Raw genomic sequence first — 26,576 nt, 5'->3', positions numbered from 1 at the left:
GGGGCGGTGACTTCGGCGACCGGCAAAAAAGGCTTCACCCATCTCCACGTGCACACCGAGTACTCCATGTTGGACGGTGCCGCGCGCCTGACCGACCTCTTCGAGGAATGCCACCGGTTGGGCATGGACTCCCTGGCCACCACGGACCACGGCTTCGTCTTCGGGGCGTTCGACTTCTGGAACAAGGCGCGCGCCGCGGGGATCAAGCCGATCATCGGTGTGGAGGCCTACCTGACCCCGGGCACCGCGCGGCAGGACCGTTCCCGCGTGAAGTTCGCGGACGGCGGGCGCGACGACGTCTCGGGCGCCGGTGCCTACACCCACATGACCCTGCTCGCGCAGACGAGCGAGGGCATGCAGAACCTGTTCCGTGCGTCCACCAAGGCGTCGCTCGAGGGTCAGCTGTACAAGCCGCGTATGGACCGTGAACTGCTCAACCAGTACGGCAAGGGTCTGATCGCCACCACGGGCTGCCCGTCCGGTGAGGTGCAGACCCGCTTGCGGTTGGGTCAGTACGACCAGGCCGTGCAGGCGGCCGCCGAGTTCCGGGACATCTTCGGCGCAGAGAACTTCTACTGCGAACTCATGGACCACGGGCTCGGGATCGAGAAGCGGGTCACGCAGGACCTGCTCAAGCTCGCCAAAGAGCTCAACCTGCCGCTCGTGGCCACCAACGACCTGCACTACACGCACGCGGAGGACGCCAAATCCCATGCCGCTTTGCTGTGCGTGCAGTCCGGTTCCACGTTGCAGGACCCCAAGCGGTTCAAGTTCGACGCGGACGAGTTCTACCTCAAGTCCCCGGAACAGATGCGCGAGCTCTTCCGGGACTTCCCGGAGGCGTGCGACAACACCCTGGAGATCGCCGAGCGCTGCGAGGTGGACTTCGACACCTCCGCGAACTACATGCCGCGTTTCCCCACCCCGGAGGGCGAGGACGAGACCTCGTGGTTCATCAAGGAGGTCGAGAAAGGGCTGCACTACCGCTTCCCCGGGGGCATCCCGGACGACGTCCGCGAGCAGGCCGAGTACGAGAAGAAGATCATCATCCAGATGGGCTTCCCCGGTTACTTCCTGGTGGTCGCGGACTTCATCAACTGGTCCAAGGACAACGGGATCCGCGTGGGTCCGGGCCGTGGTTCCGGTGCGGGGTCCATGGTCGCGTACGCCATGCGCATCACCGAGCTCAACCCGTTGCAGCACGGGCTGATCTTCGAGCGCTTCCTCAACCCGGACCGCGTGTCCATGCCCGACTTCGACGTCGACTTCGATGATCGCCGCCGCTCCGAGGTCATCCACTACGTGACCGAGAAGTACGGCGACGAGCGCGTGGCCATGATCGTCACGTACGGCACCATCAAGGCCAAGCAGGCGCTCAAGGACTCCTCCCGCGTGCTGGGCTACCCGTTCTCCATGGGGGAGCGGTTGACCAAGGCCATGCCGCCGGACGTCATGGGCAAGGGCATTTCCCTGCAGGACGTCTACGACCAGGACGCCAAGCGCTACGACGAGGCGGGGGAGCTGCGCGAGATCCTCGCGGACGACCCCGAGTCCATGAAGGTCTTCGAGACCGCCCAGGGCCTCGAGGGGCTCAAGCGCCAGTGGGGTGTGCACGCGGCCGGTGTGATCATGTCCTCGGACCCGCTGATCGACATCATCCCGTTGATGCGCCGCGAGCAGGACGGGCAGGTCATCACCCAGTTCGACTACCCCACGTGCGAGGGGCTGGGGCTGATCAAGATGGACTTCCTGGGGTTGCGCAACCTCACGATCATCTCGGATGCCCTCGAGAACATCACGCTCAACCGGGACGGGTTCGTCCTGGACCTCGAGCACCTGCCGATCGACGACGCCGGTTCCTACGACTTGCTCGCGCGCGGTGACACCCTCGGTGTGTTCCAGTTGGACGGCGGGCCCATGCGTCAGCTGCTCAAACTGATGCGCCCCGACAACTTCGAGGACATCTCCGCGACCATCGCGCTGTACCGCCCCGGGCCCATGGGTGCGAACTCGCACACCAACTACGCGCTGCGCAAGAACGGCGCGCAGGAGATCACGCCGATCCACCCGGAGCTCGCGGAACCGCTGTCGGAGATCCTGGGCACCACGTACGGGTTGATCGTGTACCAGGAGCAGGTCATGGCGATCGCCCAGAAGGTGGCCGGCTACTCCCTGGGTCAGGCGGACATCCTACGCCGCGCCATGGGCAAGAAGAAGAAGGCGGAGCTGGACAAGCAGTACCAGGGCTTCCACCAGGGGATGATCGACCGCGGGTACTCCGAAGACGCGATCAAGGCGCTGTGGGACATCCTGCTGCCGTTCTCGGACTACGCGTTCAACAAGGCGCACTCCGCGGCCTACGGGCTCGTGTCCTACTGGACGGCGTACCTCAAGGCGCACTACCCGGCCGAGTACATGGCCGCGCTGCTCACCTCGGTCGGTGACGACAAGGACAAGCTCGCCATGTACCTGACCGAGTGCCGCCACATGGGGATCACGGTGCTGCCCCCGGACGTCAACGAGTCCGAACTGAACTTCACCCCGGTGGGCACCGACATCCGCTTCGGCATGGGCGCGGTGCGCAACGTGGGGTCCAACGTGGTGCAGGCCATGGTGGACGCGCGCACCGAGCAGGGCAAGTTCACGTCCTTCACCGATTTCTTGGCCAAGGTCCCGGCCGTGGTGTGCAACAAGCGCACCATCGAGTCCATGATCAAGGCCGGTGCGTTCGACCAGCTGGGTCACACGCGCCGCAGCCTGGTGATGTGCCACGAGCAAGCCGTGGAGGACGTCGTCGCGCAGAAGAAGAAGGAGGACAACGGCGAGTTCACATTCGACATCTTCGCGATGGGCGGCGCCGACGACACCGAGCAGGAGACGTTCTCCGTGGAGGTCCCGGAGGTCCCCGAGTGGGAGCGCAAGGACCTGCTGGCGTTCGAGCGCGAGATGCTCGGTCTCTACGTCTCCGACCATCCCCTGCGCGGTCTCGACGACGCCCTGGGCCAGTACACGGACACCGCGATCGCCTCGCTGCTCACCGAGGAGAACACCCGTCCCGACGGTGCGGTGATTACCGTGGGTGGGATGATCACGTCCCTGTCCCGCAGGATCGCGAAGTCGTCCGGCAACGCGTACGCGCGCGTGGAGCTCGAGGACCGCTCGGGATCCATCGAGATCATGTTCTTCGGCAAGGCATATGCGCCCATCGCCGGGGTCCTTGCCGAGGACCTGATCTGCGTGATCAAGGGCCGTATGCAGCGCCGCGACGACGGTTCCATCTCCATCTCCGCCCAGGAACTCACGGTGCCCGAGTTGAGCGTGGATGGTTCCTCGGGACCCGTGTGCGTGGCCCTGCCCGAGCACCGGGCCACGGAGGCCGTGATCCGCCGGATCGGGGAGGTGCTGCGCAATCACAAGGGGGACTCGGAAGTGCGGATCCACTTGGACACGCATCGCAGCGTCCAGGTCATGCGCCTGGGTCCCGAGTACCGGGTCAACCCGTCGCCGGCCCTGTTCGGTGACCTCAAGGTCCTCCTGGGCCCGGCCTGCCTCGAGGCGTGACGACGCGGCGCCGAGCGCGTCACCGGGCGCTCGTGAACGGGCGGCGTCGAACGGGCCGCGGTTCGACGCCGCACGGGTAGTTGCGCGACGCTACCCGGGCCGCCGCGCGGCGTCGGACTTGACGCTGCGTGACCTCGGCATGCCCGGTGCGTGGGTTCTAGCCGTGTGCGGGTGTTGCCCGAGCGGTCCGCGCGGGGCGCGATTGTAGACTGGACGGGTGAGTGAGTACAGCCTTGAATCCGCATCCCCGGCGACCACTGGTTCCCACCTGCGGGTCATCGACCTGCGGGGACGGCACCTGGACTGGAACGAACTGCGTGCGGCGGTGCCGCGCCAAGCGGCGTCGTCAGTCGCTGAGGCGGAGGACAGCGTCCGCTCGATCATCGAGGACGTCCGCTCCCGTGGCGCGCAGGCGCTGCGGGATCTCGCCTTCAAGTTCGACGGCGTGGACCAGCAGCGGATCAGGGTGGCGCCCGAGCAGATCGAGCGCGCGGTGGCCGAACTCGACCCCGCGGTGCGCCACGGACTGGAGTCCGCGATCGAGCGCACGCGCGCCTTCGCCCGGGCGCAGCGGCCGCAGGACGTGAGCGTGGAGGTCGCCCCCGGTGCCGTCCTGCGCCACCGGTGGACTCCGGTGCGTCGCGCAGGGCTCTATATCCCCGGTGGGTTGGCCGTGTACCCGTCCTCGGTCGTCATGAACGTCGTGCCGGCCCAGGCCGCGGGCGTGGAATCCGTGGTGCTGTGCTCGCCGCCCCAGAAGGACTTCGACGGACTGCCCCACCCCGTGATCCTGGCCGCGGCCGGTCTGCTGGGTGTGGACGAGGTGTGGGCCGTAGGCGGCGCGCAGTCGCTCGCCGCCTTGGCCTACGGGATCACCGATGGTGAGGACGTCCTGGAACCCGTCAACACCGTGACCGGCCCGGGCAACATCTTCGTGGCCATGGCCAAGCGGCAGTTGCGCTCCGTGGTGGGCGTGGACGCCGAGGCCGGCACCACCGAGATCGCGGTGCTCGCCGACGACTCCGCGGATCCGAGGTTCGTGGCCGCGGATCTCATCTCGCAGGCCGAACACGATCCCGCTGCGGGGTCCGTGCTGATCACCGATTCCGAGGACCTGGCCCGGGCGGTCGAGGAGCAGCTCGCGGTCCAGGTGCCCGCCGCCAAACACCGTGAGCGGATCGCCACGGCACTGGGTGGACCCCAGTCCGGGGTCGTGCTCACGAACGACCTCGACCAGTCCGTGGCGGTTGCGGACGCGTACGCCGCCGAACACCTCGAAATCCACACGCGGGACGCCGCCGTGGTGGCCGCGCGAGTGCGCAACGCCGGCGCGATCTTCGTGGGCCCGTACAGTCCCGTGCCCCTCGGGGACTACGCCGCCGGTTCCAACCACGTGCTGCCCACGGGCGGGACCGCGGTGTTCAACTCGGGACTGCAGGCGGCGTCGTTCATGAAAGCCGTGCAGGTCATCGAGTACAGCAAGAAGGCGCTCGCGCAGCTCGAGGACGACATCGTGGCGCTCGCGGACACCGAGGATCTGCCCGCGCACGGCCGCGCCGTCACGATCCGCTCCGAGGCCGCCGCACCGGGCCGGGAAGGCTGAGCCGTGCACTGCCCGTTCTGCCGGCACAACGACTCCAAGGTGGTGGATTCGCGCACCTCGGACGACGGCACATCCATCCGCCGACGCCGCCGGTGCACCGAGTGCGGCCGACGCTTCTCCACGCTCGAGACCACGACCATCTCGGTGATCAAGCGCTCGGGGGTGACCGAACCGTTCGACCGCCAGAAGATCGTCAACGGCGTGCGCAAGGCATGTCAGGGTCGCCCCGTCAGCGAGGACGACCTCGCGTTGCTCGCCCAGGAGGTCGAGGAATCCATCCGGGCCTCGGGCAGTGCGGAGGTCGAGGCGCACGACGTGGGCCTGTCCATCCTCCCGCCCCTGCGCCGCCTGGACGTCGTGGCCTACCTGCGGTTCGCGTCCGTGTACCAGGCGTTCGACGACCTCGAGGACTTTGAGCGCGCGATCAACGTGCTCCGCGATCAGCAGGCGGAGCTCGCGGGTCAGCAGACCCTCGTTCCTCCCGCTGCGGGTCCGGGAACCAACGGTGGCGTACGACGTCGCTCGGGCCGGCGCCCCGCGCAGGGCACGGACGCGGCGTCGGAGGACACTGCCGCGGAGGCCCCCGAGGACGACACGGCACCGAAAAAGGCCGCTCCGACGCGGCGTCGTCGGGCCAAGAAACCGGCGGAGACGCCCACGCAGCCGCGACTTCTCTGAGCGTCGCACGTCCTTTGCCTGCCGGGTGAACGAGCTCGTCATGGACGGGTTCGGCACCCGGCCCGCTCTTAGGGGCGTGCTGTTACTCTCTGGTTGTGCAGACGACTCAGGGCGCCGACCACGACGCCGCGCAGCAGATCGACATCCTCCCCGCGGCCGCCGCGGACACGCAGCGCGCCGCCGCGACCCTGGCCCGGGCGTTCTCGGTGGACCCCCACGTGGTGGGTCTGCTCCCGCCCGGTGACGTGATCGGGTCCCTGACCGTCCTGTGGGAGCGCATCGTGCGGGAGACCCTGCAGGCGGGCGGCCACGCGTATCTCGCCGAGCGGCGGGGTGAGGAGCGTCCGTTGGGCGTGGCCCTGTGGGAGGCCCCCGGAAGCAAGGTCTCGATCCCTCGGATGCTTCCGGGTCTGCTGGCCTACGCGCGGGTGTTCCGTGATCGCCTCCCGGATGCCCTTGCGACCGAGTTCCTGGCCCACCGCCAGCATCCAGCCACCCCGCACTGGTACCTCAAGGCCGTGGGGACCCTGCCCGATCTGCAGCGGACGGGAGTGGGGAGCATGCTGCTCAACGAACGGCTCGCCCACATCGACCGCGAGCACACTGGGGCGTACCTGGAGGCCTCCTCGCTGGACCTCGTGCCCTTCTACTCGCGTTTCGGGTTCATCTCCCGGGGACCGGTGCCGTCCCGCGGGACGGTCCCCGCGATCGGGATGTGGCGCCCGCCCGTGGCGTGAGGGACCGGAAGGTTCCCTCCGGGTCCCGCGAAGATCGCCCTGAGATGCGCCTTGCGCACCTGTGCGAGTTCGATGCTGCCAGCGATCACTGCGGCCACGGGGCTCAGGAACGTGCCGTTGATACTCGTGTCGACGACGCCGTCCACGATGTGCTCGGAGAGTCCCCACCGTCTCAGTAGACCTGCATCGCTCGACCTAGGAGATAGGCCGGGGCCATTCCGCGACCCCGGCGCGACGGGCTTGACGTCCGTTCGTCGTACGTGTGGTGGGCCCTACCGGGATCGAACCGATGACATCCACGGTGTAAACGTGGCGCTCTACCAGCTGAGCTAAAGGCCCGGGATCGGGTGGGCACGACTGGACCAGCTGCCAGCACCCGATTGCGGATCAGCCTACCCGCAGGTCACGGCGGGACCCAACACGATGCACGAGTCCGTGTGTGATGTTGACCACGAGAGGTTCCTCGTTCGGCGTCGCGTTTGACACCGCGCGGTCACGATGCGTTAAGCTGATGATGCAAACGCGCTCGGTGACGTGTCTTGCTTGAGGGGACGCTGGTGCGCTAGATCGCTTTCGGGCGTGACAGATACGGCGGTTCGATTCCGTCGGTCTCCACCACTTCGAGAAATCCCCGGGACTCAAGTCCCGGGGATTTCTGCATGTCCGAGCATGTCCGAGCGTGTCCGGGGGAACAGGCGGCAATCGCTGCAACCCCACAGGGCAAATGCGTAGGCTAGGGACCATGGCAGCAGAAAAGAAAGCTCACATCGGCGTCACCGGCCTGGCCGTGATGGGCGCCAACCTGGCCCGCAACTTCGCGCACCACGGGTACACCGTGGCCCTGCACAACCGTTCCGAGGGCAAGACCACGGCCCTCATGGAGGAGCACGGTTCCGAGGGGGACTTCATCCCCACCGAGACCATGGAGGAGCTCGTCGATTCCCTCGAGAAGCCGCGCCGCGTGCTGATCATGGTCAAGGCGGGCGCGCCCGTGGATTCCGTGATCGAGCAGCTGACCCCGCTGCTGGACGAGGGCGACATCATCATCGACGGTGGCAACTCCTACTTCCAGGACACGCGGCGTCGTGAGCGCGAGTGCGCAGAGAAGGGCCTGCACTTCGTGGGCGTGGGTGTCTCCGGCGGTGAGGAGGGCGCCCTCAACGGCCCGTCCATCATGCCGGGTGGTTCCGAGGAGTCCTACAAGAGCCTGGGCCCCATGCTCGAAGACATCTCCGCCAAGGCGGACGACGGCACTCCGTGCTGCGCGTGGATCGGCACTGACGGCGCGGGTCACTTCGTGAAAATGGTGCACAACGGCATCGAGTACGCGGACATGCAGGTCATCGGTGAGGCGCACGAGCTGCTGCGTTCCGTGGCCGGACTGGAGCCCGCCGAGCAGGCGGACGTGTTCGAGGAATGGAACACCACCGAGCTGTCCTCCTACCTCATCGAGATCACCGCGCAAGTGCTGCGTCAGGTGGACTCCCGGACGGGCAAGCCCTTCATCGACGTCGTCGCGGACGCCGCGGGTCAGAAGGGCACCGGCCGCTGGACCGTGCAGGAAGCCCTGGAACTGGGCTCCCCGGTCACCGCGATCGCCGAGTCGGTGTTCGCCCGCGCCCTGTCGTCTTCCGAGCCCGTGATGCGCAAGGAGGCCCAAGAGGTGCTGCCCGCCGGCATCGGGGACACCACCGAGGACGTCGTGAAGGACCCCGGGTTCGTGGAGGACGTGCGCAAGGCGCTGTACGCGTCCAAGCTCGTGTCCTACGCGCAGGGCCTGGACATGCTCACCATGGCCGGGCGGGAGTACGGTTGGCAGCTGGACCTCGCGACCATCGCGAGCCTGTGGCGCAACGGCTGCATCATCCGCGCCGAACTGCTCAACGTGATCATGGCCGCCTACCAGGGGGACAAGGCCCCGTTGAACCTGCTGTTCGCGCCCGAATTCATCACGTCCATCGAGGACGCACTGCCGTCGTGGCGCCGCGTGGTGGCACGCGCCGTCGAACGCGGCATCCCCGCCCCGGTGTTCTCCTCCGCGCTCGCGTACTACGACGCTCTGCGCCGCCCGCGGCTGAACGCCGCCCTGACCCAGGGCCTGCGGGACTACTTCGGTGCCCACACGTACAAGCGCATCGACGACCCGGACTCCAGCTTCCACGTGCTGTGGAGCGGGGACCGCTCCGAGGTCGTGTCCTGAGCACGTGAACCGTCGACCGCTCCCGAGACAGGGGGTGGTAGCGAGAACGGGCCGGGCCCCCACGTGGGGACCCGGCCCGTTCTCGTCGAACCCGTCAGGTAGTCAGCTTCAGATCCACATCGCGGGATCGATGTAGGTTGCGGGGTCCACGAGCGGTTCCTGCTTCTCCGGGGTGCGCCGGCGCACCTTGCCGGGGATGCCGGTCACGATCGAGTCCTCGGGGACGTCCTTGACCACCACGGCGTTGGCGCCCACAGAGGAATCATGGCCCACGGTCAGGGGACCCAGGATCTTGGCACCGGCACCGATGGTCACGCGGTCCTGGATCGTGGGGTGACGCTTGACGGGTTCCAAGGAGCGACCACCGAGGGTCACGCCGTGGTAGATCATCACGTCGTCACCGATCTCCGCGGTCTCGCCGATCACCACACCCATGCCATGGTCGATGAAGAAGCGCCGGCCGATCGTGGCGCCCGGGTGGATCTCCACGCCCGTGGCCCAGCGGGCGAGCTGGGACACGGTGCGCGCCAGCAACCGGCGGTCCGGGTTACGCCACAACCGGTGGGACAACCTGTGGGCCCAGATGGCGTGCAGCCCCGAGTAGTTCAGAGCGATCTCCAGGTTGGACCGCGCCGCGGGGTCGTGCGTCCGAGCCGTGTCGAGGTCCTCGTTGAGTCTGCGCCAGAAGCTCACGTGTGTTTCCTCTTCCGTGGTGTGCCGGGGTGGGCCGCCCGCCGTGAAGAACGGGTGCCCGGGTTGCGCCTCACTTGTGGTGCGCATCCCGGACACCCGCACGGTCGGGCCGAGTGGATCAGCCCCGGATGTCTTCGTACAGGATCGTGGAGATGTAGCGCTCACCGAAATCGCACACCACGGCGACGATGAGCTTGTCCCGGTTCTCCTCCTTGGCGGCCTCTTGCAGGGCGGCCCACACGATGGCGCCCGAGGAGATGCCGCCCAGGATGCCTTCCTGGGTGCCGAGCTCGCGAGCGAACTTCACGGAGTTCTCCACGGTGACGTCGTAGACGTCGTCGTAGATCTCACGGTCGAGCACGTCCGGGACGAAGTTCGCGCCGAGACCCTGGATCTTGTGGGGGCCGGCCTTGCCCTCGGTCAGCAGCGGGGAGTCGGAGGGCTCCACGGCCACGAGCCGGATGTCCGGCTTCTGCTCGCGCAGGTACTTGCCGGCGCCGGAGATGGTCCCGCCCGTGCCGATACCGGCCACGAAGACGTCCACGGCGCCGTCGGAGTCGTTCCAGATCTCGGGGCCCGTGGTCTCGTAATGCACCTGGGGGTTGGCCGGGTTGGCGAACTGGCTCGCGAGGATCGCGTTGTCCGAGGAGTCCACGATCTCCTGGGCCTTGTCCACGGCGCCGCGCATGCCGTCGGCACCCGGGGTCAGCACGATCTCCGCACCGTAGGCGCGCAGCATGACCCGGCGTTCGGTGGACATGGTCTCGGGCATGGTCAGGATGACCTTGTACCCGCGGGCAGCACCCACCATGGCCAGGGCGATGCCCGTGTTACCGGAGGTGCCCTCCACGATCGTCCCACCGGGCTTGAGCTGGCCGGAGGCCTCGGCGGCATCCACGATGGCCTTGCCGATCCGGTCCTTCACGGAGTTAGCGGGGTTGTAGAACTCGAGCTTCACGGCCACGTTGCCGGGGAGGTCCTTGTCCAGGTGGTTCAGGCGGACGAGGGGAGTGCCTCCCACGACCTCGGTGACGTCGTTGTAGATCTTGCCCATGACATGTCTCCTGTTCAGTCGGTCCGCGGGGCATGACACACGTGCCGGTCCCCGCACAGAGTCTTCTCCAGCGTATCGGTGGCCCGGGTGGCGGCTCAGTCGTTCAGCCACACGGCGTAATGTTGGCGCACCTTCGCGAGCTTGGGGTTGATGATCACTTGGCAGTAGCCGTTGAATGGTTGGTTCCCGTAGAAGTCCTGGTGGAAGTCCTCTGCCTCGTGCACGGGCCCGAGCGGCTCGATGGTGGTCACCACGGGATCGTCGAACAGGGTCTGCGCCCGGGAGATCGCGGCCTCGAAGAGGTGCCGTTGCTCGTCGTCGGCGGGGAACATGGCGGAGCGGTACTGCGTGCCCACGTCGTAGCCCTGGCGGTTGAGCGTGGTGGGGTCGTGGCCCGTGAAGAACAGGTCCAGAATCACGTCGGCGGGAACCACGGAGGGATCGAACGTGACCTCCACGGCCTCGGCGTGGCCCGTGGTGCCCGAGCACACGGACTCGTAGTCGGGGTGGTCCGTGTGCCCTCCCGTGTACACACTGCGCACCCCCTGCACGCCGCGCACCCTGCGGTAGACGGCGTCCAGGCACCAGAAGCAGCCACCGGCCAGCACGAACGTCTGCGGTGTCGATGAAGTCATGCCCAGTACAACGCGTGACGCGCCAGAAGATTCCCGCCGCTCGCCCAGCGCGAACTCCTAGGATGAGGTCATGAGCACCGAACGCCCGTCCGACGCCCCGCCCACGCTCGAGGACGTGCTCGCCGCCGCGGACACTCTGTGGCCCTTCCCCTTGCAGGAGGACTGGGACGCGTCCGGGCTCGTCACGGGGCGGGCGGAGCAGCCGATCCGGCGGATCCTCTTCGCGGTGGATCCCGTGGCCGCCGTCGTGGACGAGGCCGTCTCCAGGGGCGCGGACCTGTTGCTGACCCACCACCCGCTGTTGCTGCGCGGGGTCACGTCGGTGGCCGCGCACCTCTTCAAGGGCCGCGCGATCCACGACCTCATCGAGAACCGCTGCGCCCTGCTGTGTTGCCACACGAACGCGGACTCCGCGCGCCGGGGCGTGTCGGACGCGCTGATCGCGGCGTGCGGTGTCTCTCCCGACGACGCCGCTCCGCTCGTCCCGCACGACACGGACCCCCGCGTGGGGCTGGGTCGGGTGGGGACCCTGACCACGCCGGTGACGCTGCGCGAACTCGCGGACCGACTCGCGCAGCGGATCCCGCCCACGGCGCAGGGCCTGCGCGTGGCCGGCGATCCCGAGCGACCCGTGAGCACCGTGGCGGTGTGCGGGGGCTCCGGGGACTCCCTCTTCGACGAGGTCCGGGCCCACGGGGCGGACGTGTTCGTGACCGCGGACCTGCGCCACCACCCGGCCTCCGAAGCGCGGGAAGCCGCCCTGGGCCCCGGGGGATCGGGCACCCCTGCGCTGATCGACGCCGCCCACTCCGCGAGCGAGGCCCTGTGGTTGCCGTGGGCCGCCGAGGACCTGCGGCACGAACTCGAGCGGCGGGGATTCGCCGTGGAGACCTCCGTCAGCTCGCTGCGCACCGATCCGTGGGACTTCCGGATCGACACGCCCGGGACCTGAAGCACACGCGGACCTACCACCGCACTCAACCAGCCGCACCCCAGGAGAACGCCATGACCTCGCCCCGCTCGGCCCTTCCCGCCCTGTTGGAACTCCAGTCCGTGGACTCCCGGTTGCTCACCGTGATGGCCCGGGCCAAGGAGTTGCAGACCTCCGAGCGGGTGGCTTCCCTCATGGCCCGGCGGACGCAGGCGATCGCGGCGGCCCGCGCCCTCGAGACCGCCCAGCAGGAGGCCGAGCGGGCGGTGGCCGAGGCGGAGCGGGAGGTCACCCGGGTCCAGGACCGGATCGACAAGGACACCGAGCGGCTCAACCACGGCGGCTCCGCCAAGGACCTCATGGGCATCCAGCACGAGATCGACACCCTCACCGCGCAGCGCGGACGGGCCGAGGACGCGCAGTTGCAGGCCATGGACCACGCCGAGGAGGTCACCGCGGACCGGGACCGGAAGCTGCCCCTGTTGCGCGCCGCGGACGCCGAGGCCCGCGCGGCGGTGGCCGAGCGGGATGCGGAGCTTTCCCGGCTCAAAAAGGAGCACGCGCGGCTGACCGCGGAGCGCTCCACGCGTGTATCGGAGTTCACTGATCCCGCCCTGCTGAGCCGCTACGACGGCCTGCGCACCGCCCGCGGGGGAGGCCGGATCGCCGTCGCACGCTTCGAGAACGGAACGTGCGGGGCGTGCGGCACCCGGTTGAGCCCCGCCGACGCCGCGGCGCTGACGAATGCCCCGGCGCAGACCGTGCCCCAGTGCCCCGAGTGTTCCGCGCTGCTCCTGGTGTGAGCCCGGGCTTGCACGCGTCCGGTCCTGAACTGCGCGGCCCGCTCCTCATCGGCCGCTCGCATTGACTCGGGTGCCCCGCGCCAAGGGTGCCAGGCGCTGAGCGTCGGGTGGCCCGGCGGCGCGGTAGGATCGACGGCGGACAGGTGGGCCGGGCGACCGCGCGGCGTCGTCGTGAACGACGGCGTCTCGAGGAAAGTCCGGGCTCCGAAGAGCAGGACGGTGGGTAACACCCACTCGGGGTAACCCGCAGGACAGTGCCACAGAAAACAGACCGCCCGCCGCGAGCGGGTCAGGGTGAAAAGGTGGTGTAAGAGACCACCAGCGCGCCGGGTGACCGGCGCGGCTCGGTAAACCCCGTCCGGAGCAAGGCCATGCAGGGCGCGTTCGAGGGCTGCTCGCCCGAGCGTCCGGGTAGGCTGCTCGAGCCGTGCGGCAACGCACGGTCTAGATGGATGGTCGTCACCGCGGTGCGGGTAACCGCCCGCGGCACAGAACCCGGCTCACAGGCCCACCTGTCCCTCTACACTCGTGGGGTGCTGATTCTGCTGCCTCCCTCCGAGTCCAAGACCGCGCCCGCGACCGGGAATCCCGTCATGCCCGCCGAACTCAGCTTCCCCGAGCTCTCACGTGATCGCGCAGTGTTGGCAGAGCACCTCGCCGAGGTCAGCGAACGCCCGGACGCCCTAGAGATCCTGGGTGTGGGGCCGTCGCTCGCGGACGACGTCGCCCGCAACCGTGAACTCGCGACCGCACCTGCCGCGCCCACCCCCGACGTCTATGCGGGGGTGCTCTACGACGCGCTGGATGTCAGCTCCCTCGCCCCCGAGGCCCGCGAGGTCGCCGATGCGTCGCTGCTCGTGATCTCCGCACTGTGGGGCGCGGTGCGACCCACCGACCGCATCCCCGCCTACCGCCTGAGTATGGGGACCGCGCTGCCGGACACCGGCAAGCTCGGTGCGTGGTGGAAGCCGCGATTGACCCCGGTGCTGAACGCGCTCGCCGCCGACGGCGTGATCGTGGACTGTCGCTCGGCGGCCTACGCCGCGGCGTGGAAACCTCCCGCCGCGCGGACCGTCACGGTACGGGTCGAGCAGCTCAAGCCGGACGGGACCCGGTCCGTGGTGTCACATCACGCCAAACACACGCGGGGACTCGTGGCCCGTGCGCTGTGCGAGATTGGGGGAGCGGGGCGTCCGCTGGACACCGTGGAGCAGGTGAGCGCGGCGCTGGCCGAGAGGTTCACGGTGGAACTGACCGAACCCACGACCCGTAAGGCGGGCACGCTCACGATCGTGGTGGATCCGCAGTAACCAAGCCGCGCCGAGCCACGGGCAGCAACTGGCTCGCCTGACGAGGGCGCTGAGACGGGGCCTGCCGCCACGGCGCGTCCGTGATGCGGGATCCCCTCAGCGGGTCAGTGCCCGAACGGGTCCTCGTCCACACCGGGCAGCCACGTCGAATCCGTGCCCCACTGTTCCGCGGAGATGGCCTTGCGGGCCTTCTTGGACCACTTGCGGTTGAGCCGGTCCACGTACAGCTTCCCGTCCAGGTGGTCGTACTCGTGCTGCATGACCCGGGCGAACCAGCCGTTGGCCTCGAACGCCACGGGGTCCCCGTTCTCGTCCTGCCCGGCGATCCGCACCCAGTCCGCCCGCTTGAGGGGCCAGGACTGGCCGGGCACCGAGAGGCATCCCTCGGCCTCGTCGTCCGGGTCCGGGGCGGTCTCGGAGATCCGCCCGGTGCTCAGGACGGGGTTCACGAGCGTGCCGCGCGGGGGCACACCGTCCTCGTTCTCGAAGATGTAGGTGAAGATCCGCAGCCCCACCCCGATCTGCGGCGCCGCCAGACCCACGCCGTGGGACGCGTCCATGGTCTCATGCATGTCCGCCACGAGCTCGCGCAGGGCGTCGTCGAAGGTGGTCACCCGGGCCGCGGGACGATGCAGCACGGGGTTACCGGAGATCACAATGGGACGGACGGTCATGCGGAGAGCACCTCGGGATTCACGGGTGGACGTCATATGTGGGCGTGGTCCCTGGACCCACGCCGCGCGGCCGCGCGGAGGGCGGGCGGACGGAGGACAATATATCGTGTCCCTGACCATCAGTAATGTGTGTATCGTCGCCGGGGGCCGTGCACACAACCGGCTCAGGCGCCGGATCCCGCGCCGTTCCCGGTCCGCACGGCCCGCGGGCGTCCCATCCGTTCACGTCAGTTCTGCGCAGGAGGTCACATCGAGTGAGGGTCGCGTCCCTACCCCACGGTCACGTGTACGTCGAGCACCTCAGTGACCCCGGCGCCGTGCAGCCCGTCCACCGGTTGCCGGACCCCGCGCCCGCACACCCGGTCCCCGGAGCTCCGTGGTGGCCCCTCGTGATGCTGAGCGAGGCCTGGATCCGGCGGCACGCACACGAGTTCGACATCTACCACCTGCACTTCGGGTTCGACCAGACCTCACCCGCGGAGCTGCGACGGATCGTGGACACCCTGCACGAGCTGGGCAAACCGTTCGTCTACACGGTGCACGATTTGCGCAACCCCCACCAGACGGACCCCGCTGCCCAGGACGCCGCCCTGGACGTGCTGATCCCGGCCGCCGACGAACTGATTACCCTGACCGACGGCGCCGCACGCGTGATCGAGCGGTGCTGGGGCCGCCGGGCCACGGTCATCCCGCACCCGCACCTGCTCCCGCTAGACCGGTGGCGCGATCACGCGCCCGTGGGATCCGTACCCGTGGTGGGACTCAACCTCAAGAGCATGCGGGCGAACATGAACCCACTGCCGGTGGCCCGCGTGCTGCTCGAATGCGCGTCCCGCGGGGAGATCCGGTTGCAACTCGACGTCCACACAGACGTGGTCACCCGGGGCACCCCGCACCACGACCCCGTGGTGAGTCACCTACTGGAGACCGCGCATCGGACACACAACGTTCAGGTCAACGTCCACGACTTCTACACCGACGAGCAATTGTGGGAGTACCTGCGCGGGCTCGATCTCTCGGTGCTCGCGTACCGCTTCGGCACCCATTCCGGGTGGCTCGAACTGTGCTACGACCTGGGCACCCATGTCCTGGCGCCGTCCGTGGGGTTCTACCACGAGCAGCATCCGGGTGTGCTGCGCTTCAACTGGGACCGGGACGGTCAGCCGGACGCCGATCAGATCCGAGAAGCGCTCGCGGGTCTGCGCGGGAACGCGCCCTGGCAGGCGAGCGCCTTGGAACGTACCCAACAACGACGTCGCATCGCCGCAGCCCACGCCGAGGTCTACCGCCGCGCCGTCGTGGTCCGGGAGGCCGGGAAAGGGGACGCCGCATGAAGGTGGCACTGCTCGCGCACGACCGGTTCCCGATCGCCCCGCCGTTCTCCGGGGGTCTCGAGTCCTTCACATGGCACCTGGCCCGCGGGCTCAAGTGCCGCGGGATGGAGGTGGTGGTCTTCGCCGCGCCGGGTTCCGACCCCGAGCTCGGGGTCGAGGAACTGGACGTGGAACCGCTCGTGCTCAGCGACGAGGCGCGCAACGACGTCGCCATGCCACCGGAGGCGCAGGTGCGGGAGACCTTTTCGTACCTGCAGGTCATGCGGGACTTCGCACGCCGCCCGGACATCGACGTGGTGCACAACAATTCGCTGCACTTCCTGCCCATTGTGATGTCCCCGGCCATCCCGCAACCTCTGTTGACCACCCTTCACACCCCGGCCACCCCGTGGCTCGAACCCGCGCTGCGTCTCACGCCCACGGCACCCACGGTGGCCGTGAGCGATTCGGTGGCCCAGATGTGGAGCAAGGTCACGCCCGCCCGCGTGATCCGCAACGGCGTGGACCCGCACGAGTGGCGGCCGGGACCCGGCGGGGATGCCCTCGTGTGGTCCGGGCGCGTGGTCCCGGAGAAGGCCCCGCACATCGCGGCGCTGATCGCGAGCAAGGCCGGGTGGAAACTGCGGATCGCCGGGCCCATCGCGGATCGGCACTACTTCGAGGCGCGGCTGAAGCCGTTGCTCAACGAGGACATCACCTACGTGGGTCACCTGGACACGCAGCAGCTGCGCACCCTGGTGGGCAATAGCGCCGCGAGCCTCGTGACGCCCGCATGGGAGGAGCCCTACGGCCTCGTGGCCGCGGAGGCCATGGCGTGCGGCACGCCCGTGCTCGCGGTGGCCCGCGGCGGCCTGAGCGAGATCGTGCGCGATCCCGGTGGGCACACGTCCCAGCCCGGGGCGAGCGAGGTGGAGACGGTGGCGTCCGCGGTCGCGGAGCTGCCCCGCGTGGTGGCCCTGGACCGCACCAGGGTGCGCCACTACGCGCTCGAGCACTGTTCCCTCAACGTCACCGTGGACGCCTACGCCGCGCTCTACCGGGAACTGGTGAGCGCGTGATTGGGTACTACATCCACCACCAGGGCCTGGGCCACCGCAACCGGGCCACCCAGATCGCCCGGGAACTCACGGTGCCCGTGACGGGGTTCAGTTCCCTGGAGCGCCCGGAGGCGTGGCCCGGCGAGTGGGTCCAGCTGCCCCCGGATGTCGCCCAGGACCCCGTGGACCCCACCGCCAACGGCGTGCTGCACTGGGCGCCTCTCGAGCATCCCGGGTACCGGGAACGCATGGGTCTCATGGCGCAGCGCCTGCGCTCGGATGTGGAACTCATGGTCACGGACACCTCCGCGGAGGTCACCCTGCTCGCACGTCTGATGGGTGTGCCCACCGTGGTCATGGCCATGCGGGGGGATCGCACCGACCGCACCCACCGTGCGGCGTACGACGCCGCGACCGCTCTGATCGCGCCGTGGTCCCGGGAGACCGCGGAGACCTATTGGCCCGAGGAATGGACCCGTAAGACCACGTTCACGGGGGCCATCTCCCGCTTCGACGTCCCCGTGCGGGTGCCGGGATCCTCCGCCGAGCACGTTCCCGGCGCGTACTCTTCCGGCGAGCCAGCTCCCGGTGAGCGCACCGCGACGCGAGGTGCGAGCGGGAGCGGCGCGAGCGACGTCGGCGGCCAACGCGTCCTGGTGGTCTGGGGCCGCGGCGGGACCGACGTGGGGGACACCGAGATCGAGGCGGCTCGCGCGGCGACCCCCGGGTGGTCGTGGACCGTGCGCTCGCCGGAGAACCCCTCCCCGGACTTGTGGCGCGAACTGCACGAGGCGGACGTCGTCGTCTCCCACGGGGGCAACAACGCCGTGGCGGAGCTGTCCGCGGCGCACTCGCGCGCCGTCGTCGTCGCCCAGCCGCGACCGCACGACGAGCAAGCCGCCACGGCCGCCGCGCTCGAGCGCGGGGGAATCTGCGTGGGCCTGCAGCACTGGCCCGACGCCGCCGCATGGCCCCGGTTGCTCGCACGTGCCCGGCAACTCGGCGGCTCCCGCTGGGACGCGTGGCGCCATGGCGACGGCGCATACCGTGCGGCGCGCGCGCTCGAGGACCTGCTGCACGGGGTCACGTCGTGACGGCCGCTGCCCTGATCACGATCGTGAGCGGACGGCACACCCACCTGCGGCGGCAACGGGACTGGGTGGCCGCGCAGAACGAACCCCCGGTCACCCATGTGGTCGTGAGCATGGGCGATCCCGGGATCCGCGGAGTGCTCGAGCAACGGCCGGAACTGCCCACCGACCTCGTGGAACTGCCGCCGGCCGTCGAACTGCCATTGGCCGCCGCGCGCAATGCCGGCGTGGCACGCGCGGAGCAGCTGGGCGCGGACACCGTGGTGCTACTGGACGTGGACTGCCTTCCCCACCGTGACCTGATGGCCGATTACACGCGCGCCCTCGAGCGGCTCGCAGACCAGCGCGCCGTGGTGAGCGGGCGCGTGCAGTACCTCCCGGAGGGAATGACCGAGGCCGATTACACGCCCGAGGGCGTCGCCCGCGCGGGACGGGATCATGCCGCCCGCGTGCTGCCGGAGCCCGGGGAACTGGTCGAGGGCGACCCCCGGATGCTGTGGTCGCTGACGATGGCGACCACGGTACGGACGTGGCACGCGGCGGCCGGATTCGACGAGCGCTACGTGGGCTACGGGGGCGAGGACACGGATTTCGGTCAGCGCCTGGCCGCGAGCGGGGGGAGCCTGTGGTGGCTCGGCGGAGCCGCCGCGTACCACCAGTACCACCCGACCCAGTCACCGCCCGTCCAGCACGCCGCAGCGATCGCCCGCAACGCCAACCTCTTCCGCCGTACGTGGGGGTTCGACCCCATGGAGGGGTGGCTGCGGGAACTCCGCAACTTGGGGGTCTTGACACGCGCGGGGGAGGACTGGCACGTTTTCGAACAGGGTTCGACCGATGATGCGTGAGCATACGATTATGCTCGGGGTGTGAGTTCCGAACGACCTGTCATCACCCTGGCCCTGATCAACGACTATCCCGTGGTCCTCCAGGGTGTGGCGAGTATGCTGCAGGGTCATCCGCGCCTGCGGGTCGTGGAACTTGATTCCGGGTGTCTGCCGCACACGGACGCGGACGTGGTGCTCTATGACGCGTTCGCCGCGAAGGATCGTGGCACCCATGACGTGATGCGCCTACTGGATGACCCCCACTGCCTCAAGGTCGTGATGTACACGTGGCACGTGCGCGCCGAGCACGTTGACGAAGCACTCGATCTGGGCATACACGGTTATCTCTCCAAGGAGCTCACCGCGGACGAACTCGCGGACGCCCTCGTGCGCGTGCACGAGGGGGAGCGCGTGGTGGCCCCCGAACCAGTGCGGGAGGACATCACCTTGCCGGACTGGCCCGGCCGGCCCGAGGGGCTCTCCGCGCGTGAGGCGGAGGTGATCGCGCTGATCACCCAGGGGTTCACCAATGACGAAATCGCCCGGCACTGCTACCTCAGCATCAACTCCGTGAAGTCCTACATCCGTTCCGCCTACCGCAAGATGGGCGTGGAGCGACGCAGTCAGGCCGTGTTGTGGGGTGTCCAGCACGGGATGGATCCCACGGGTCAGCAGCAGCGCACAACCGCGGTCTGACCCGCAGCGTCATCCGGGACCGACCAGCGGTTTCATCCTCCCGGGTGGGCGACAGCCCGGGGTACGGCGGGGCACAATGGACACATGACCGAAGACAAGTACGCAGCAGCCAGGAAAGCACGGGAACTCGCCGGTGAAGAGGGCGGTTTCCCCGAGCAGGAACAGACCCCGCCCGGCCTGTCCACGGACATGCAGCCCTTCCCGGACCACGGTGAGGAGAACTGGGTGGGCCGCGGTCGCCTCGAGGGTCTCAAGGCCCTCGTGACCGGTGGCGACTCCGGCATCGGCCGCGCGGTGGCCATCGCGTTCGCCCGTGAGGGCGCGGACGTGGCCATCAACTACCTCTCCGACGAGGAATCGGACGCGCAGGACACCAAGCAGTGGATCGAGAAGGCCGGTCGCAAGGCCGTCCTGCTGCCCGCGGACCTGCGCGAGGAAGCCACCGCCCGTCAGGTCGTGGACGATGCCGCCGAGCAGCTCGGCGGCCTGGACATCCTCGTCAATAACGCGGGCTTCCAGTGGGCCCGCCGTGACGGCGGTCTGCAGGGTCTGAAGACCGAGGAGATGGACCGCGTCTTCAAGACCAACCTGTACGCCCTGTTTTGGGTCTCCCAGCAGGCGCTGCAGTACCTGAAGAGTGGTTCCTCGATCATCAATGTGAGCTCCATCCAGGCCTATGACCCGTCCGAGAACTTGATCGACTACGCCTCCACCAAGGCCGCGATCAACAACTTCACGGTCAATTTGGCCAGCGAGCTGGGGGAGAAGGGGATCCGCGTCAACGCCGTGGCCCCCGGACCCATCTGGACCCCGCTGCAGCCCGCGACCAAGGCCGGCGAGAGCATGCCTCAGTTCGGGTCGGACACCCCGCTCGGCCGCGCGGGACAGCCTTCCGAGATGGCCGGGGCGTTCGTGTTCCTGGCCAGCCCCGCGGAGGCGTCCTACGTCTCCGGCACGGTGATCGGTGTGACCGGCGGCAAGCCCGTCTTCTAGGCCACCTTCGAGAGCCACGACAGACAAGTGCACATGACACCACCGTGGGCGGGACGCGATACGCGGCCCGCCCATTGGTGTGTCACGGGCACGTGATGTGAAACCCGGGAGCCTCGTGACGAATCCTTCCGCCATGCACCGGAGACTTGGCCTGACGGACGCCGTGACCATCGGGCTCGGTTCCATGATCGGCGCCGGCATTTTCGTGGTGTTCGCCCCCGCTGCGGCCTCCGCGGGCGCCTGGTTACCGCTGGCCCTCGTGCTGGCCGCGGTCGTCGCACTGTGCAACGCACTGTCCTCGGCCCAGCTGGCCGCCCAGTACCCCGTGGCCGGCGGCAGTTACGTCTACGGTCGCGAGCGCCTCGGCCCCTGGCCGGGGTTCCTCGCCGGGTGGTGTTTCCTCACCGGTAAGACCGCGAGCTGCGCGGCCATGGCCATGACGTTCGCCGCCTACGTGGTCCCCGAGCCCTGGCAACGGCCCGTCGCTGCTCTCGCGGTGCTCGGTGTGGTCGCGGTCAACTGCTTCGGCGTGACGCGCACTGCTTCGGCCACCAAGGTGCTCGTGGGTATCGTGCTCGCGGGCCTGGCCGTGGTCCTCGTGGCCGGGCTCTTCGCCGGGTCCGGCCCCGCCGCATCAACCTTCGGTGCGGCACCGCCGGGCGGGGCGTACGGCGTCCTGCAGGCCGGGGGACTCCTGTTCTTCGCTTTCGCCGGGTACGCACGCATCGCCACCATGGGGGAGGAAGTGCGCGATCCCGCCCGGATCATCCCCCGGGCCATCGTCATCTCCCTGAGCGCGGTCCTCGTGATCTACGGCGTACTCGCGGTGCTCTCGCTGCACGTCCTCGGTCCCGAGGCCCTGTCCCGTACGACGACGCCGCTCGCGGACCTCGCCGCGGCCGCCGACTGGCCGTGGACCACGGTTGTGGTCACGATTGCGGCCGCGGCCGCCACGCTCGGGTCGCTGCTGGGGCTCACGGCGGGGATCGGTCGGACCGGCCTGGCCATGGCCCGCACGGCGGATCTGCCCGCGCCCCTCGCCGTGCTCGACGAGCGCCACGGCGTCCCGCGCCGCATCGAAATCGTGGTGGCAGCGGTGGTCGTGATCGCGGTGTTCACCATGGACGTGCGCGGGGTGGTGGGCTTCTCGTCGTTCGGGGTGCTGCTGTACTACCTCGTGGCCAACCTCAGTGCGCTCACGCAGACCGGGCCGCATCGCCGCTACCCGCGCGCGGTGTCCGTCCTGGGCACGGTGCTGTGCGTGGTCCTCGCGATCACGCTCCCGATCGCGTCCGTGGCGGGCGGCGTCCTCATACTGGCGCTGGGCATCGTGTACCGAGGGATTAGGGTGCGACGGCGCTGACCCGGCTGGCGAGGGCGCGTCACGCCACGCTGCACAGCCGTCGTGAACCACGCCGCCGGGCGCTGCCGCCACCGCGCGCGCCGTCGTCCGGCACGGGGCGCACCGGCGAGCCGGACGACCGCGGTTCGTTCAGCGCTCGTTGTTGCGCTGTGCGGCCTTGCTGCCGAGCGTGCTCAGGGCGTTGACCACGCGGGATCCCAGGCGCTGCTTGGCGGTGGCCCCCACCACGAGATCCGTCTGCTGGGGGGACGCGGACGGGAGCACCCGGTTCACCACGCCCAACGCGCGAATCGTGAGCCCGGGGGCGATACCCCGGACCCGCTGGGCGACCTTGGGCAACCACCCCAGCAGCACGATCGGGCGTCCCGCGAGAACGCCGTCCACGATCAAGCGGGCCGCGCGGTCGGCGTTCATGGACAACACCGGCAGGGACGCGGACGGCGCGAACCACGCGTACTCGTTCTGCGACTCGCCCGTGAAGTAGGCGCGCTCGTGCGATCCCGTGCGCATGAGGCCGGGGTCGATGCTCGTGGCGGTGACGCCGGTCCCCGACAGGGACGCCGCGAGACCCTCGCTGAACCCCACCGCGCCGAACTTGGCCGTGCAGTACGGCAACAGGTGCGGCACGGAGACCAGTCCGCCCACGGACGCGATCGTGCCGATCCGGCCGCGGCCACGCTCGCGCATCCCGGGCAACACCGCGAGCGCGGTGTGCACGGGACCCATGGTCATGGTGGTCACGGCGTCCCGAAACTGCTCCACCGTGACACCCTCCACCGAGCCCACCTGGATGATCCCGGCGACCGTGATGAGCACGTCCACCGGTCCCAGATCGCGCTCCACGTCCCGCACCAGGGCCTCGACCTGGTCCGCCTCAGCGATGTCGCACACGTAGGCGTGCACCGTGCCGAACGGGGACAGCATCTCGCGCGCGCGGGCCAGCTCGGCGGCGTCGCGAGCGCACACGGCGACGTCGAAATCACGCGAGAGAAGTTCCTTGGCCACGAGCAGTCCCAGTCCACGGGAGGCTCCGGCCACGAGGGCAATCTGATGCGATGCGGTCATACGGGACACGCTACGCGGTGCGCCGCCCAGGTTCGACCCCCCTGCAGGGGTGGTGCCCGGGCGGGGTGATCATGCTTTACTGGGTGAATGCGAGCACTCACATGGCAAGGACTTGGCGACGTCCGGGTCGAAAACGTCCCCGATCCCGTTCTGCAGGATCCCACCGACGCCATCGTGCGGGTCACGTCCACCGCGATCTGCGGTTCGGACCTGCACCTCTACGGCGTGCTGGGCCCGTACCTGCAGAAGGACTACGTGATGGGTCACGAGTTCATGGGCATCGTGGAAGAAGTGGGACCGGAGGTCAGCAACCTCGCACCCGGTGACCGCGTGGTCGTCCCGTTCGTGATCGCGTGCGGTCACTGCTGGATGTGCGACCGCGGGCTGTACGCCGCGTGCGAGACCACCCAGGTCCGCGAGATGGGAACGGGCGCCGCGCTGTTCGGTTTCTCCTCCCTCTACGGGTCGGTCCCCGGGGGCCAGGCGGAAATGGTGCGCGTCCCGCACGCGGACTTCGGCCCCGTGAAACTGCCCAAGGACTTCGACGACGAGCGTTTCCTCTACCTCAGCGACATCCTGCCCACCGCGTGGCAGGGCGTGAAGTACGCGAACGTGGGGGAAGAGGACACCCTCGCGGTGCTGGGCCTCGGACCCGTGGGCCAGCTCGCGGTGCGTTCGGCCAAGCTGCAGGGCGTCAAGCGGATCATCGCCGTAGACCGTGTGGACGAGCGCCTCGCCCTGGCCAAGAGCTGGGGGATCGAGACCGTGGACATGCGTGAGGTGGACGAGGTCTCCGACACGCTCGTCGACATGACGGATGGGCGCGGCCCCGACGGCGTCCTGGATGCCGTGGGCATGGAAGCGCACGGCAACCCCATTGCGGAGAAGATCGTCGCCGGTGCGGCGCGACTGCCCAAGCCGCTCGGGCGCAAGGCCATCGAGACGGCCGGTATCGACCGGTTGGACGCATTGCACACCGCGATCCACAGCGTGCGCCGCGCGGGCACGGTCTCGGTGTCGGGCGTGTACGGCGGAATGGCGGATCCCATGCCCATGATGGAGATGTTCGACAAGGGCATCAGCATGCGCATGGGCCAGTGCCACGTGCGCCACTGGACCGATGAGCTGCTGGAGATCGCGAGCCGCCCGGACGACGTCCTCGGCCTCGAGTCACTGGCCACCCACCACGTGTCCTTGGAGGACGCACCGGAGATGTACAAGATCTTCCAGGAGAAGAAGGACGGCTGCATCAAGGTGGTCCTCAAGCCATGACCCTGTGCACACCACGATCATGCTCATGGGAAGAGGAGCCGGTCGCCCTTGACTGACGTACTGCTTCGAGTAGCCACGGCACCCCGCCGTGGGGTCGATCGTCTCATCCGCGGATACCAGCGCCACCTCTCACCGCGTAAAGGATTCACGTGCGCGCACCTCGTGGCACGGGGCGGGCAGTCCTGCTCCGCGGCGGTGCGCGGCATCATTGCGCAGTACGGCGTGATCCGAGGGATCATCCCCACGATGCTCCGTTTCGCGGCCTGCTACCGGGCGGCACTCATGCTCGGCCCCGCGGGCCGCGGCGACGTGAGCGGAGTCTGCTGCTGCGGGCCCATCCCCATTCCGTTCCGGTTCTAAGAAAGATGGAGGAAGCCCCTCCCACCTCGCGGCGCGCTCGGAGGTAGGAGGGGCTTCGTGGTGCCCGCCAGTTACGTTGTGAGTACCCCCGATCGCTGGGCGTTTGGTGCTCGACCGGGTATGGCTTGTCTGCCCAGCCATCCATGGTCCGGGGGTGTTGCCGCCCGGTCGAGAGACACGCGTTGACCGCTCATAGGGACACGGCCCAGCTTCTCTGAGGTCTCTTCGCAACGTGGGTGCCGGCATCGGGTCTCAAGACTGCGACCAGCAGTGATGCGTTCAACGAGGACGACATCATGAACGCCAGATTCGCGGCCGTGATCGGCCTGGGCGTGGGGAAGACCGGGCATCGTGCCTGCGCGCTGGACCCCGACGGGGAACAGGATCTTCGACAAGCCCCTCCCGCAGGACGAGGCCCAGCTGCGCGACCTCTTCACACACCTGCGGGAGCACGGCGACGTGCTGATGGAGCCCATCACCATCGGAGCCCTGCCCATCGCAGTCGCTCGCAACGTCGGCTGCGCGGTGGCCTACCTACCCGGGTTGGCGATGCGAAAGGCCGAGGACCTCGCCCACGAGACCACCCGGGCACTGAACCGGATCCGGTCTCTGCTCACACAGATCCATCCCGCTGACCCGGATGTGTTGGTCGATCGGCTCTTCACGGCGCTCAGCGAGCAGACCGTGGTGGTCCCCGCAACGGCAGGGGTGGAACTGGTGATCCCCCGAGTCGCTGGCCAGGTCAAAGAACTTAAGGAACAGCGGGCGACCGTGGCCCGGGAGGTCGAGGCTATGCTGGAGGACTTTTCTCTCGCCGGGGTCTTGATGAGCATGCCGGGGATCGGCATCAAGACCGCCCAGATCCTCCTGGCTTTCGGCGATGGCTCCGCATTCGAGACCGCAGGCCATCTCGCAGCCTACGCCGGCGTCGCGCCGGTCACGCGAAGATCAGGGGCCTCGATCAGGAGCGAGTTGCCCGCCTGATCCGGCAACAAACGCCTGAAGAACGCGCTGTTCTACTCCGCGTGGGTCGCCTCGGACTCAGATCCGATCTCCAAGGCCTACTACGACCGGAAGCGGGCCGAGAGAAACCGCCACCACGCCGCCGTCATCTGCCTCGCCCGCCGCCGCTGCAACGTCATCTACGCGATGCTCCGCAATGGCACCTACTACCAGCCCCCGACCACTACCCTTAGCCCCGAACCAACCACCCTCGCGGTTTGACTCAGAACATAGGAGCACCCCCGGCTGTGCTTTTACTGAGTTGGAACAGATATTCGCGCGCCAAGCTGTTTTTCCTCCACCGTGCATGTGGACGGCAGGCGCGGGCGGTCGGGGTGGCGGGGATGGCCGCAGCGGTGGGAGTGGTCAGGCCGGACGGGCCGCTGGGAAGCGGGCGGTCGAGGTCATGCAGGACTGGCCCGCCAACGAGAACGAGGTGCGAACCCCGACCGGTACACCGATCGATGTTCGCACCTCGTGTATGGGGTGAGCGACGGGGGTTGAACCCGCGACCTCCTGGACCACAACCAGGCGCTCTGCCGACTGAGCTACGCCCACCATGAACCCGTGGAAGAACCGTTCGATCCCTCCGGGCAACGACGACCACTATAGCGCACGCCCGGGCGGATTCCCGCATCGAGCGCCTGAACGCGTCAG

Annotated in this window: 22 protein-coding genes, 3 tRNA genes, 1 other RNA gene and 1 pseudogene; 20 read left to right on the top strand and 7 right to left on the bottom strand. The window is 68.8% G+C overall.

Annotated elements, in window-relative coordinates; genetic code table 11:
- Positions 1–66 precede the first annotated feature (66 nt).
- The 4 genes from dnaE (at position 67) to ACW9PK_RS00755 (ending at position 6,579) form a co-directional block, all read left to right on the top strand.
- Positions 67–3,561, top strand: coding sequence for a DNA polymerase III subunit alpha (gene dnaE, locus ACW9PK_RS00770; protein WP_396415788.1), 3,495 nt, complete (start codon positions 67–69; stop codon positions 3,559–3,561).
- A gap of 217 nt (positions 3,562–3,778) precedes the next feature.
- The gene (hisD, locus tag ACW9PK_RS00765) at positions 3,779–5,164 is read left to right on the top strand and encodes a histidinol dehydrogenase (protein WP_144996848.1); all 1,386 of its coding nucleotides are present in this window, start codon (positions 3,779–3,781) and stop codon (positions 5,162–5,164) included.
- 3 nt (positions 5,165–5,167) lie between these two features.
- Positions 5,168–5,842 (top strand): transcriptional regulator NrdR, encoded by a 675-nt coding sequence (nrdR, locus tag ACW9PK_RS00760; RefSeq protein WP_457016237.1) that lies wholly within the window; start codon positions 5,168–5,170, stop codon positions 5,840–5,842.
- Between the two features lie 95 nt (positions 5,843–5,937).
- Positions 5,938–6,579, top strand: coding sequence for a GNAT family N-acetyltransferase (locus ACW9PK_RS00755; protein WP_286737663.1), 642 nt, complete (start codon positions 5,938–5,940; stop codon positions 6,577–6,579).
- Positions 6,580–6,842: 263 nt separating this feature from the next.
- Here the strand turns inward: ACW9PK_RS00755 and ACW9PK_RS00750 are convergent.
- Positions 6,843–6,918 (bottom strand) — tRNA-Val (locus ACW9PK_RS00750).
- 208 nt (positions 6,919–7,126) lie between these two features.
- On the opposite strand from ACW9PK_RS00750, the gene ACW9PK_RS00745 reads away from it, so the two are divergent.
- Positions 7,127–7,197 (top strand) — tRNA-OTHER (locus ACW9PK_RS00745).
- Positions 7,198–7,321: 124 nt separating this feature from the next.
- A complete protein-coding gene (gene gndA / locus ACW9PK_RS00740) occupies positions 7,322–8,779 on the top strand; it encodes an NADP-dependent phosphogluconate dehydrogenase (RefSeq protein ID WP_457016236.1) in 1,458 nt (485 codons plus the stop codon).
- Positions 8,780–8,887: 108 nt separating this feature from the next.
- On the opposite strand, the gene epsC is transcribed toward gndA, so the two are convergent.
- From epsC to msrA, 3 genes are all read right to left on the bottom strand, one after another.
- Positions 8,888–9,472: a serine O-acetyltransferase EpsC gene (gene epsC, locus ACW9PK_RS00735; RefSeq protein WP_035961303.1), complete on the bottom strand. Its 585-nt coding sequence runs from the start codon at positions 9,470–9,472 to the stop codon at positions 8,888–8,890.
- Positions 9,473–9,590: 118 nt separating this feature from the next.
- A complete protein-coding gene (gene cysK, locus ACW9PK_RS00730) occupies positions 9,591–10,526 on the bottom strand; it encodes a cysteine synthase A (RefSeq protein ID WP_144932380.1) in 936 nt (311 codons plus the stop codon).
- 95 nt (positions 10,527–10,621) lie between these two features.
- A complete protein-coding gene (gene msrA / locus ACW9PK_RS00725; RefSeq protein ID WP_035962271.1) occupies positions 10,622–11,161 on the bottom strand; it encodes a peptide-methionine (S)-S-oxide reductase MsrA in 540 nt (179 codons plus the stop codon).
- 70 nt (positions 11,162–11,231) lie between these two features.
- Here msrA and ACW9PK_RS00720 point away from each other — a divergent pair, with 70 nt between their 5' ends.
- The 4 genes from ACW9PK_RS00720 to ACW9PK_RS00705 all read left to right on the top strand — a co-directional run bounded on the left by ACW9PK_RS00720 (position 11,232) and on the right by ACW9PK_RS00705 (position 14,205).
- Positions 11,232–12,113, top strand: coding sequence for a Nif3-like dinuclear metal center hexameric protein (locus ACW9PK_RS00720; RefSeq protein WP_457016235.1), 882 nt, complete (start codon positions 11,232–11,234; stop codon positions 12,111–12,113).
- 53 nt (positions 12,114–12,166) lie between these two features.
- On the top strand, positions 12,167–12,895 hold the full coding sequence (locus ACW9PK_RS00715; protein ID WP_457016234.1) for a zinc ribbon domain-containing protein: 729 nt from the start codon (positions 12,167–12,169) through the stop codon (positions 12,893–12,895).
- 140 nt (positions 12,896–13,035) lie between these two features.
- Positions 13,036–13,414, top strand: an RNA gene (gene rnpB, locus ACW9PK_RS00710) — RNase P RNA component class A.
- Between the two features lie 14 nt (positions 13,415–13,428).
- A complete protein-coding gene (locus ACW9PK_RS00705; RefSeq protein ID WP_312796901.1) occupies positions 13,429–14,205 on the top strand; it encodes a YaaA family protein in 777 nt (258 codons plus the stop codon).
- A 104-nt stretch (positions 14,206–14,309) separates the two neighbouring features.
- Here the strand turns inward: ACW9PK_RS00705 and def are convergent, their stop codons facing one another.
- Positions 14,310–14,879, bottom strand: a complete 570-nt coding sequence (gene def, locus ACW9PK_RS00700; RefSeq protein ID WP_144932386.1) for a peptide deformylase — start codon at positions 14,877–14,879, stop codon at positions 14,310–14,312.
- A 254-nt stretch (positions 14,880–15,133) separates the two neighbouring features.
- Between def and ACW9PK_RS00695 the strand changes: the two genes are divergently transcribed.
- From ACW9PK_RS00695 to ACW9PK_RS00665, 7 genes are all read left to right on the top strand, one after another.
- Positions 15,134–16,213 carry a glycosyltransferase gene (locus ACW9PK_RS00695; RefSeq protein ID WP_457016233.1) on the top strand — a complete coding sequence of 360 codons (1,080 nt, stop codon included), beginning with the start codon at positions 15,134–15,136 and terminating at the stop codon, positions 16,211–16,213.
- Entirely contained in the window at positions 16,210–17,271 is a 1,062-nt protein-coding gene (locus tag ACW9PK_RS00690) for a glycosyltransferase (protein WP_193519412.1), read from the top strand. The genes ACW9PK_RS00695 and ACW9PK_RS00690 overlap by 4 nt, the downstream gene beginning before the upstream one ends.
- Positions 17,268–18,344 carry a glycosyltransferase gene (locus ACW9PK_RS00685; protein WP_457016232.1) on the top strand — a complete coding sequence of 359 codons (1,077 nt, stop codon included), beginning with the start codon at positions 17,268–17,270 and terminating at the stop codon, positions 18,342–18,344. The genes ACW9PK_RS00690 and ACW9PK_RS00685 overlap by 4 nt, the downstream gene beginning before the upstream one ends.
- The gene (locus ACW9PK_RS00680; protein WP_167317862.1) at positions 18,341–19,189 is read left to right on the top strand and encodes a glycosyltransferase family 2 protein; all 849 of its coding nucleotides are present in this window, start codon (positions 18,341–18,343) and stop codon (positions 19,187–19,189) included. Before ACW9PK_RS00685 ends, ACW9PK_RS00680 begins: the two co-directional genes overlap by 4 nt.
- Positions 19,190–19,210: 21 nt before the next feature.
- Positions 19,211–19,864: a response regulator transcription factor gene (locus tag ACW9PK_RS00675; RefSeq protein ID WP_085105935.1), complete on the top strand. Its 654-nt coding sequence runs from the start codon at positions 19,211–19,213 to the stop codon at positions 19,862–19,864.
- An 84-nt stretch (positions 19,865–19,948) separates the two neighbouring features.
- Positions 19,949–20,857 carry an SDR family oxidoreductase gene (locus ACW9PK_RS00670; RefSeq protein WP_085105936.1) on the top strand — a complete coding sequence of 303 codons (909 nt, stop codon included), beginning with the start codon at positions 19,949–19,951 and terminating at the stop codon, positions 20,855–20,857.
- A 115-nt stretch (positions 20,858–20,972) separates the two neighbouring features.
- Positions 20,973–22,220 (top strand): APC family permease, encoded by a 1,248-nt coding sequence (locus ACW9PK_RS00665; protein ID WP_457016231.1) that lies wholly within the window; start codon positions 20,973–20,975, stop codon positions 22,218–22,220.
- A 129-nt stretch (positions 22,221–22,349) separates the two neighbouring features.
- Here the strand turns inward: ACW9PK_RS00665 and ACW9PK_RS00660 are convergent, their stop codons facing one another.
- Positions 22,350–23,285, bottom strand: a complete 936-nt coding sequence (locus ACW9PK_RS00660) for an SDR family NAD(P)-dependent oxidoreductase (protein ID WP_457016230.1) — start codon at positions 23,283–23,285, stop codon at positions 22,350–22,352.
- Between the two features lie 87 nt (positions 23,286–23,372).
- On the opposite strand from ACW9PK_RS00660, the gene ACW9PK_RS00655 reads away from it, so the two are divergent.
- The 3 genes and pseudogenes from ACW9PK_RS00655 to ACW9PK_RS00645 all read left to right on the top strand — a co-directional run bounded on the left by ACW9PK_RS00655 (position 23,373) and on the right by ACW9PK_RS00645 (position 26,141).
- On the top strand, positions 23,373–24,557 hold the full coding sequence (locus ACW9PK_RS00655) for a zinc-dependent alcohol dehydrogenase (RefSeq protein ID WP_098054543.1): 1,185 nt from the start codon (positions 23,373–23,375) through the stop codon (positions 24,555–24,557).
- 48 nt (positions 24,558–24,605) lie between these two features.
- The gene (yidD, locus tag ACW9PK_RS00650) at positions 24,606–24,917 is read left to right on the top strand and encodes a membrane protein insertion efficiency factor YidD (RefSeq protein ID WP_231885405.1); all 312 of its coding nucleotides are present in this window, start codon (positions 24,606–24,608) and stop codon (positions 24,915–24,917) included.
- A gap of 296 nt (positions 24,918–25,213) precedes the next feature.
- Positions 25,214–26,141 (top strand): annotated as a pseudogene (locus ACW9PK_RS00645) (transposase).
- Positions 26,142–26,401: 260 nt separating this feature from the next.
- Here the strand turns inward: ACW9PK_RS00645 and ACW9PK_RS00640 are convergent.
- Positions 26,402–26,477, bottom strand: a tRNA-His gene (locus ACW9PK_RS00640).
- Positions 26,478–26,576 lie beyond the last annotated feature (99 nt).

The sequence above is a fragment of the Kocuria sp. MNB10 genome (assembly GCF_054073685.1).
This window is presented reverse-complemented; position numbering and strand designations above follow the sequence as displayed.

Excerpts from the sequence above, each read along its gene's own strand:
- ACW9PK_RS00655 (WP_098054543.1), top strand. The coding sequence starts at position 23,373 with ATGCGAGCACTCACATGGCAAGGACTTGGCGACGTCCGGGTCGAAAAC.
- ACW9PK_RS00670 (WP_085105936.1), top strand. The coding sequence starts at position 19,949 with ATGACCGAAGACAAGTACGCAGCAGCCAGGAAAGCACGGGAACTCGCC.
- ACW9PK_RS00690 (WP_193519412.1), top strand. The coding sequence starts at position 16,210 with ATGAAGGTGGCACTGCTCGCGCACGACCGGTTCCCGATCGCCCCGCCG.
- dnaE (WP_396415788.1), top strand. The coding sequence starts at position 67 with ATGTTGGACGGTGCCGCGCGCCTGACCGACCTCTTCGAGGAATGCCAC.
- ACW9PK_RS00715 (WP_457016234.1), top strand. The coding sequence starts at position 12,167 with ATGACCTCGCCCCGCTCGGCCCTTCCCGCCCTGTTGGAACTCCAGTCC.
- gndA (WP_457016236.1), top strand. The coding sequence starts at position 7,322 with ATGGCAGCAGAAAAGAAAGCTCACATCGGCGTCACCGGCCTGGCCGTG.
- ACW9PK_RS00720 (WP_457016235.1), top strand. The coding sequence starts at position 11,232 with ATGAGCACCGAACGCCCGTCCGACGCCCCGCCCACGCTCGAGGACGTG.
- ACW9PK_RS00660 (WP_457016230.1), bottom strand. The coding sequence starts at position 23,285 with ATGACCGCATCGCATCAGATTGCCCTCGTGGCCGGAGCCTCCCGTGGA.
- msrA (WP_035962271.1), bottom strand. The coding sequence starts at position 11,161 with ATGACTTCATCGACACCGCAGACGTTCGTGCTGGCCGGTGGCTGCTTC.
- cysK (WP_144932380.1), bottom strand. The coding sequence starts at position 10,526 with ATGGGCAAGATCTACAACGACGTCACCGAGGTCGTGGGAGGCACTCCC.
- def (WP_144932386.1), bottom strand. The coding sequence starts at position 14,879 with ATGACCGTCCGTCCCATTGTGATCTCCGGTAACCCCGTGCTGCATCGT.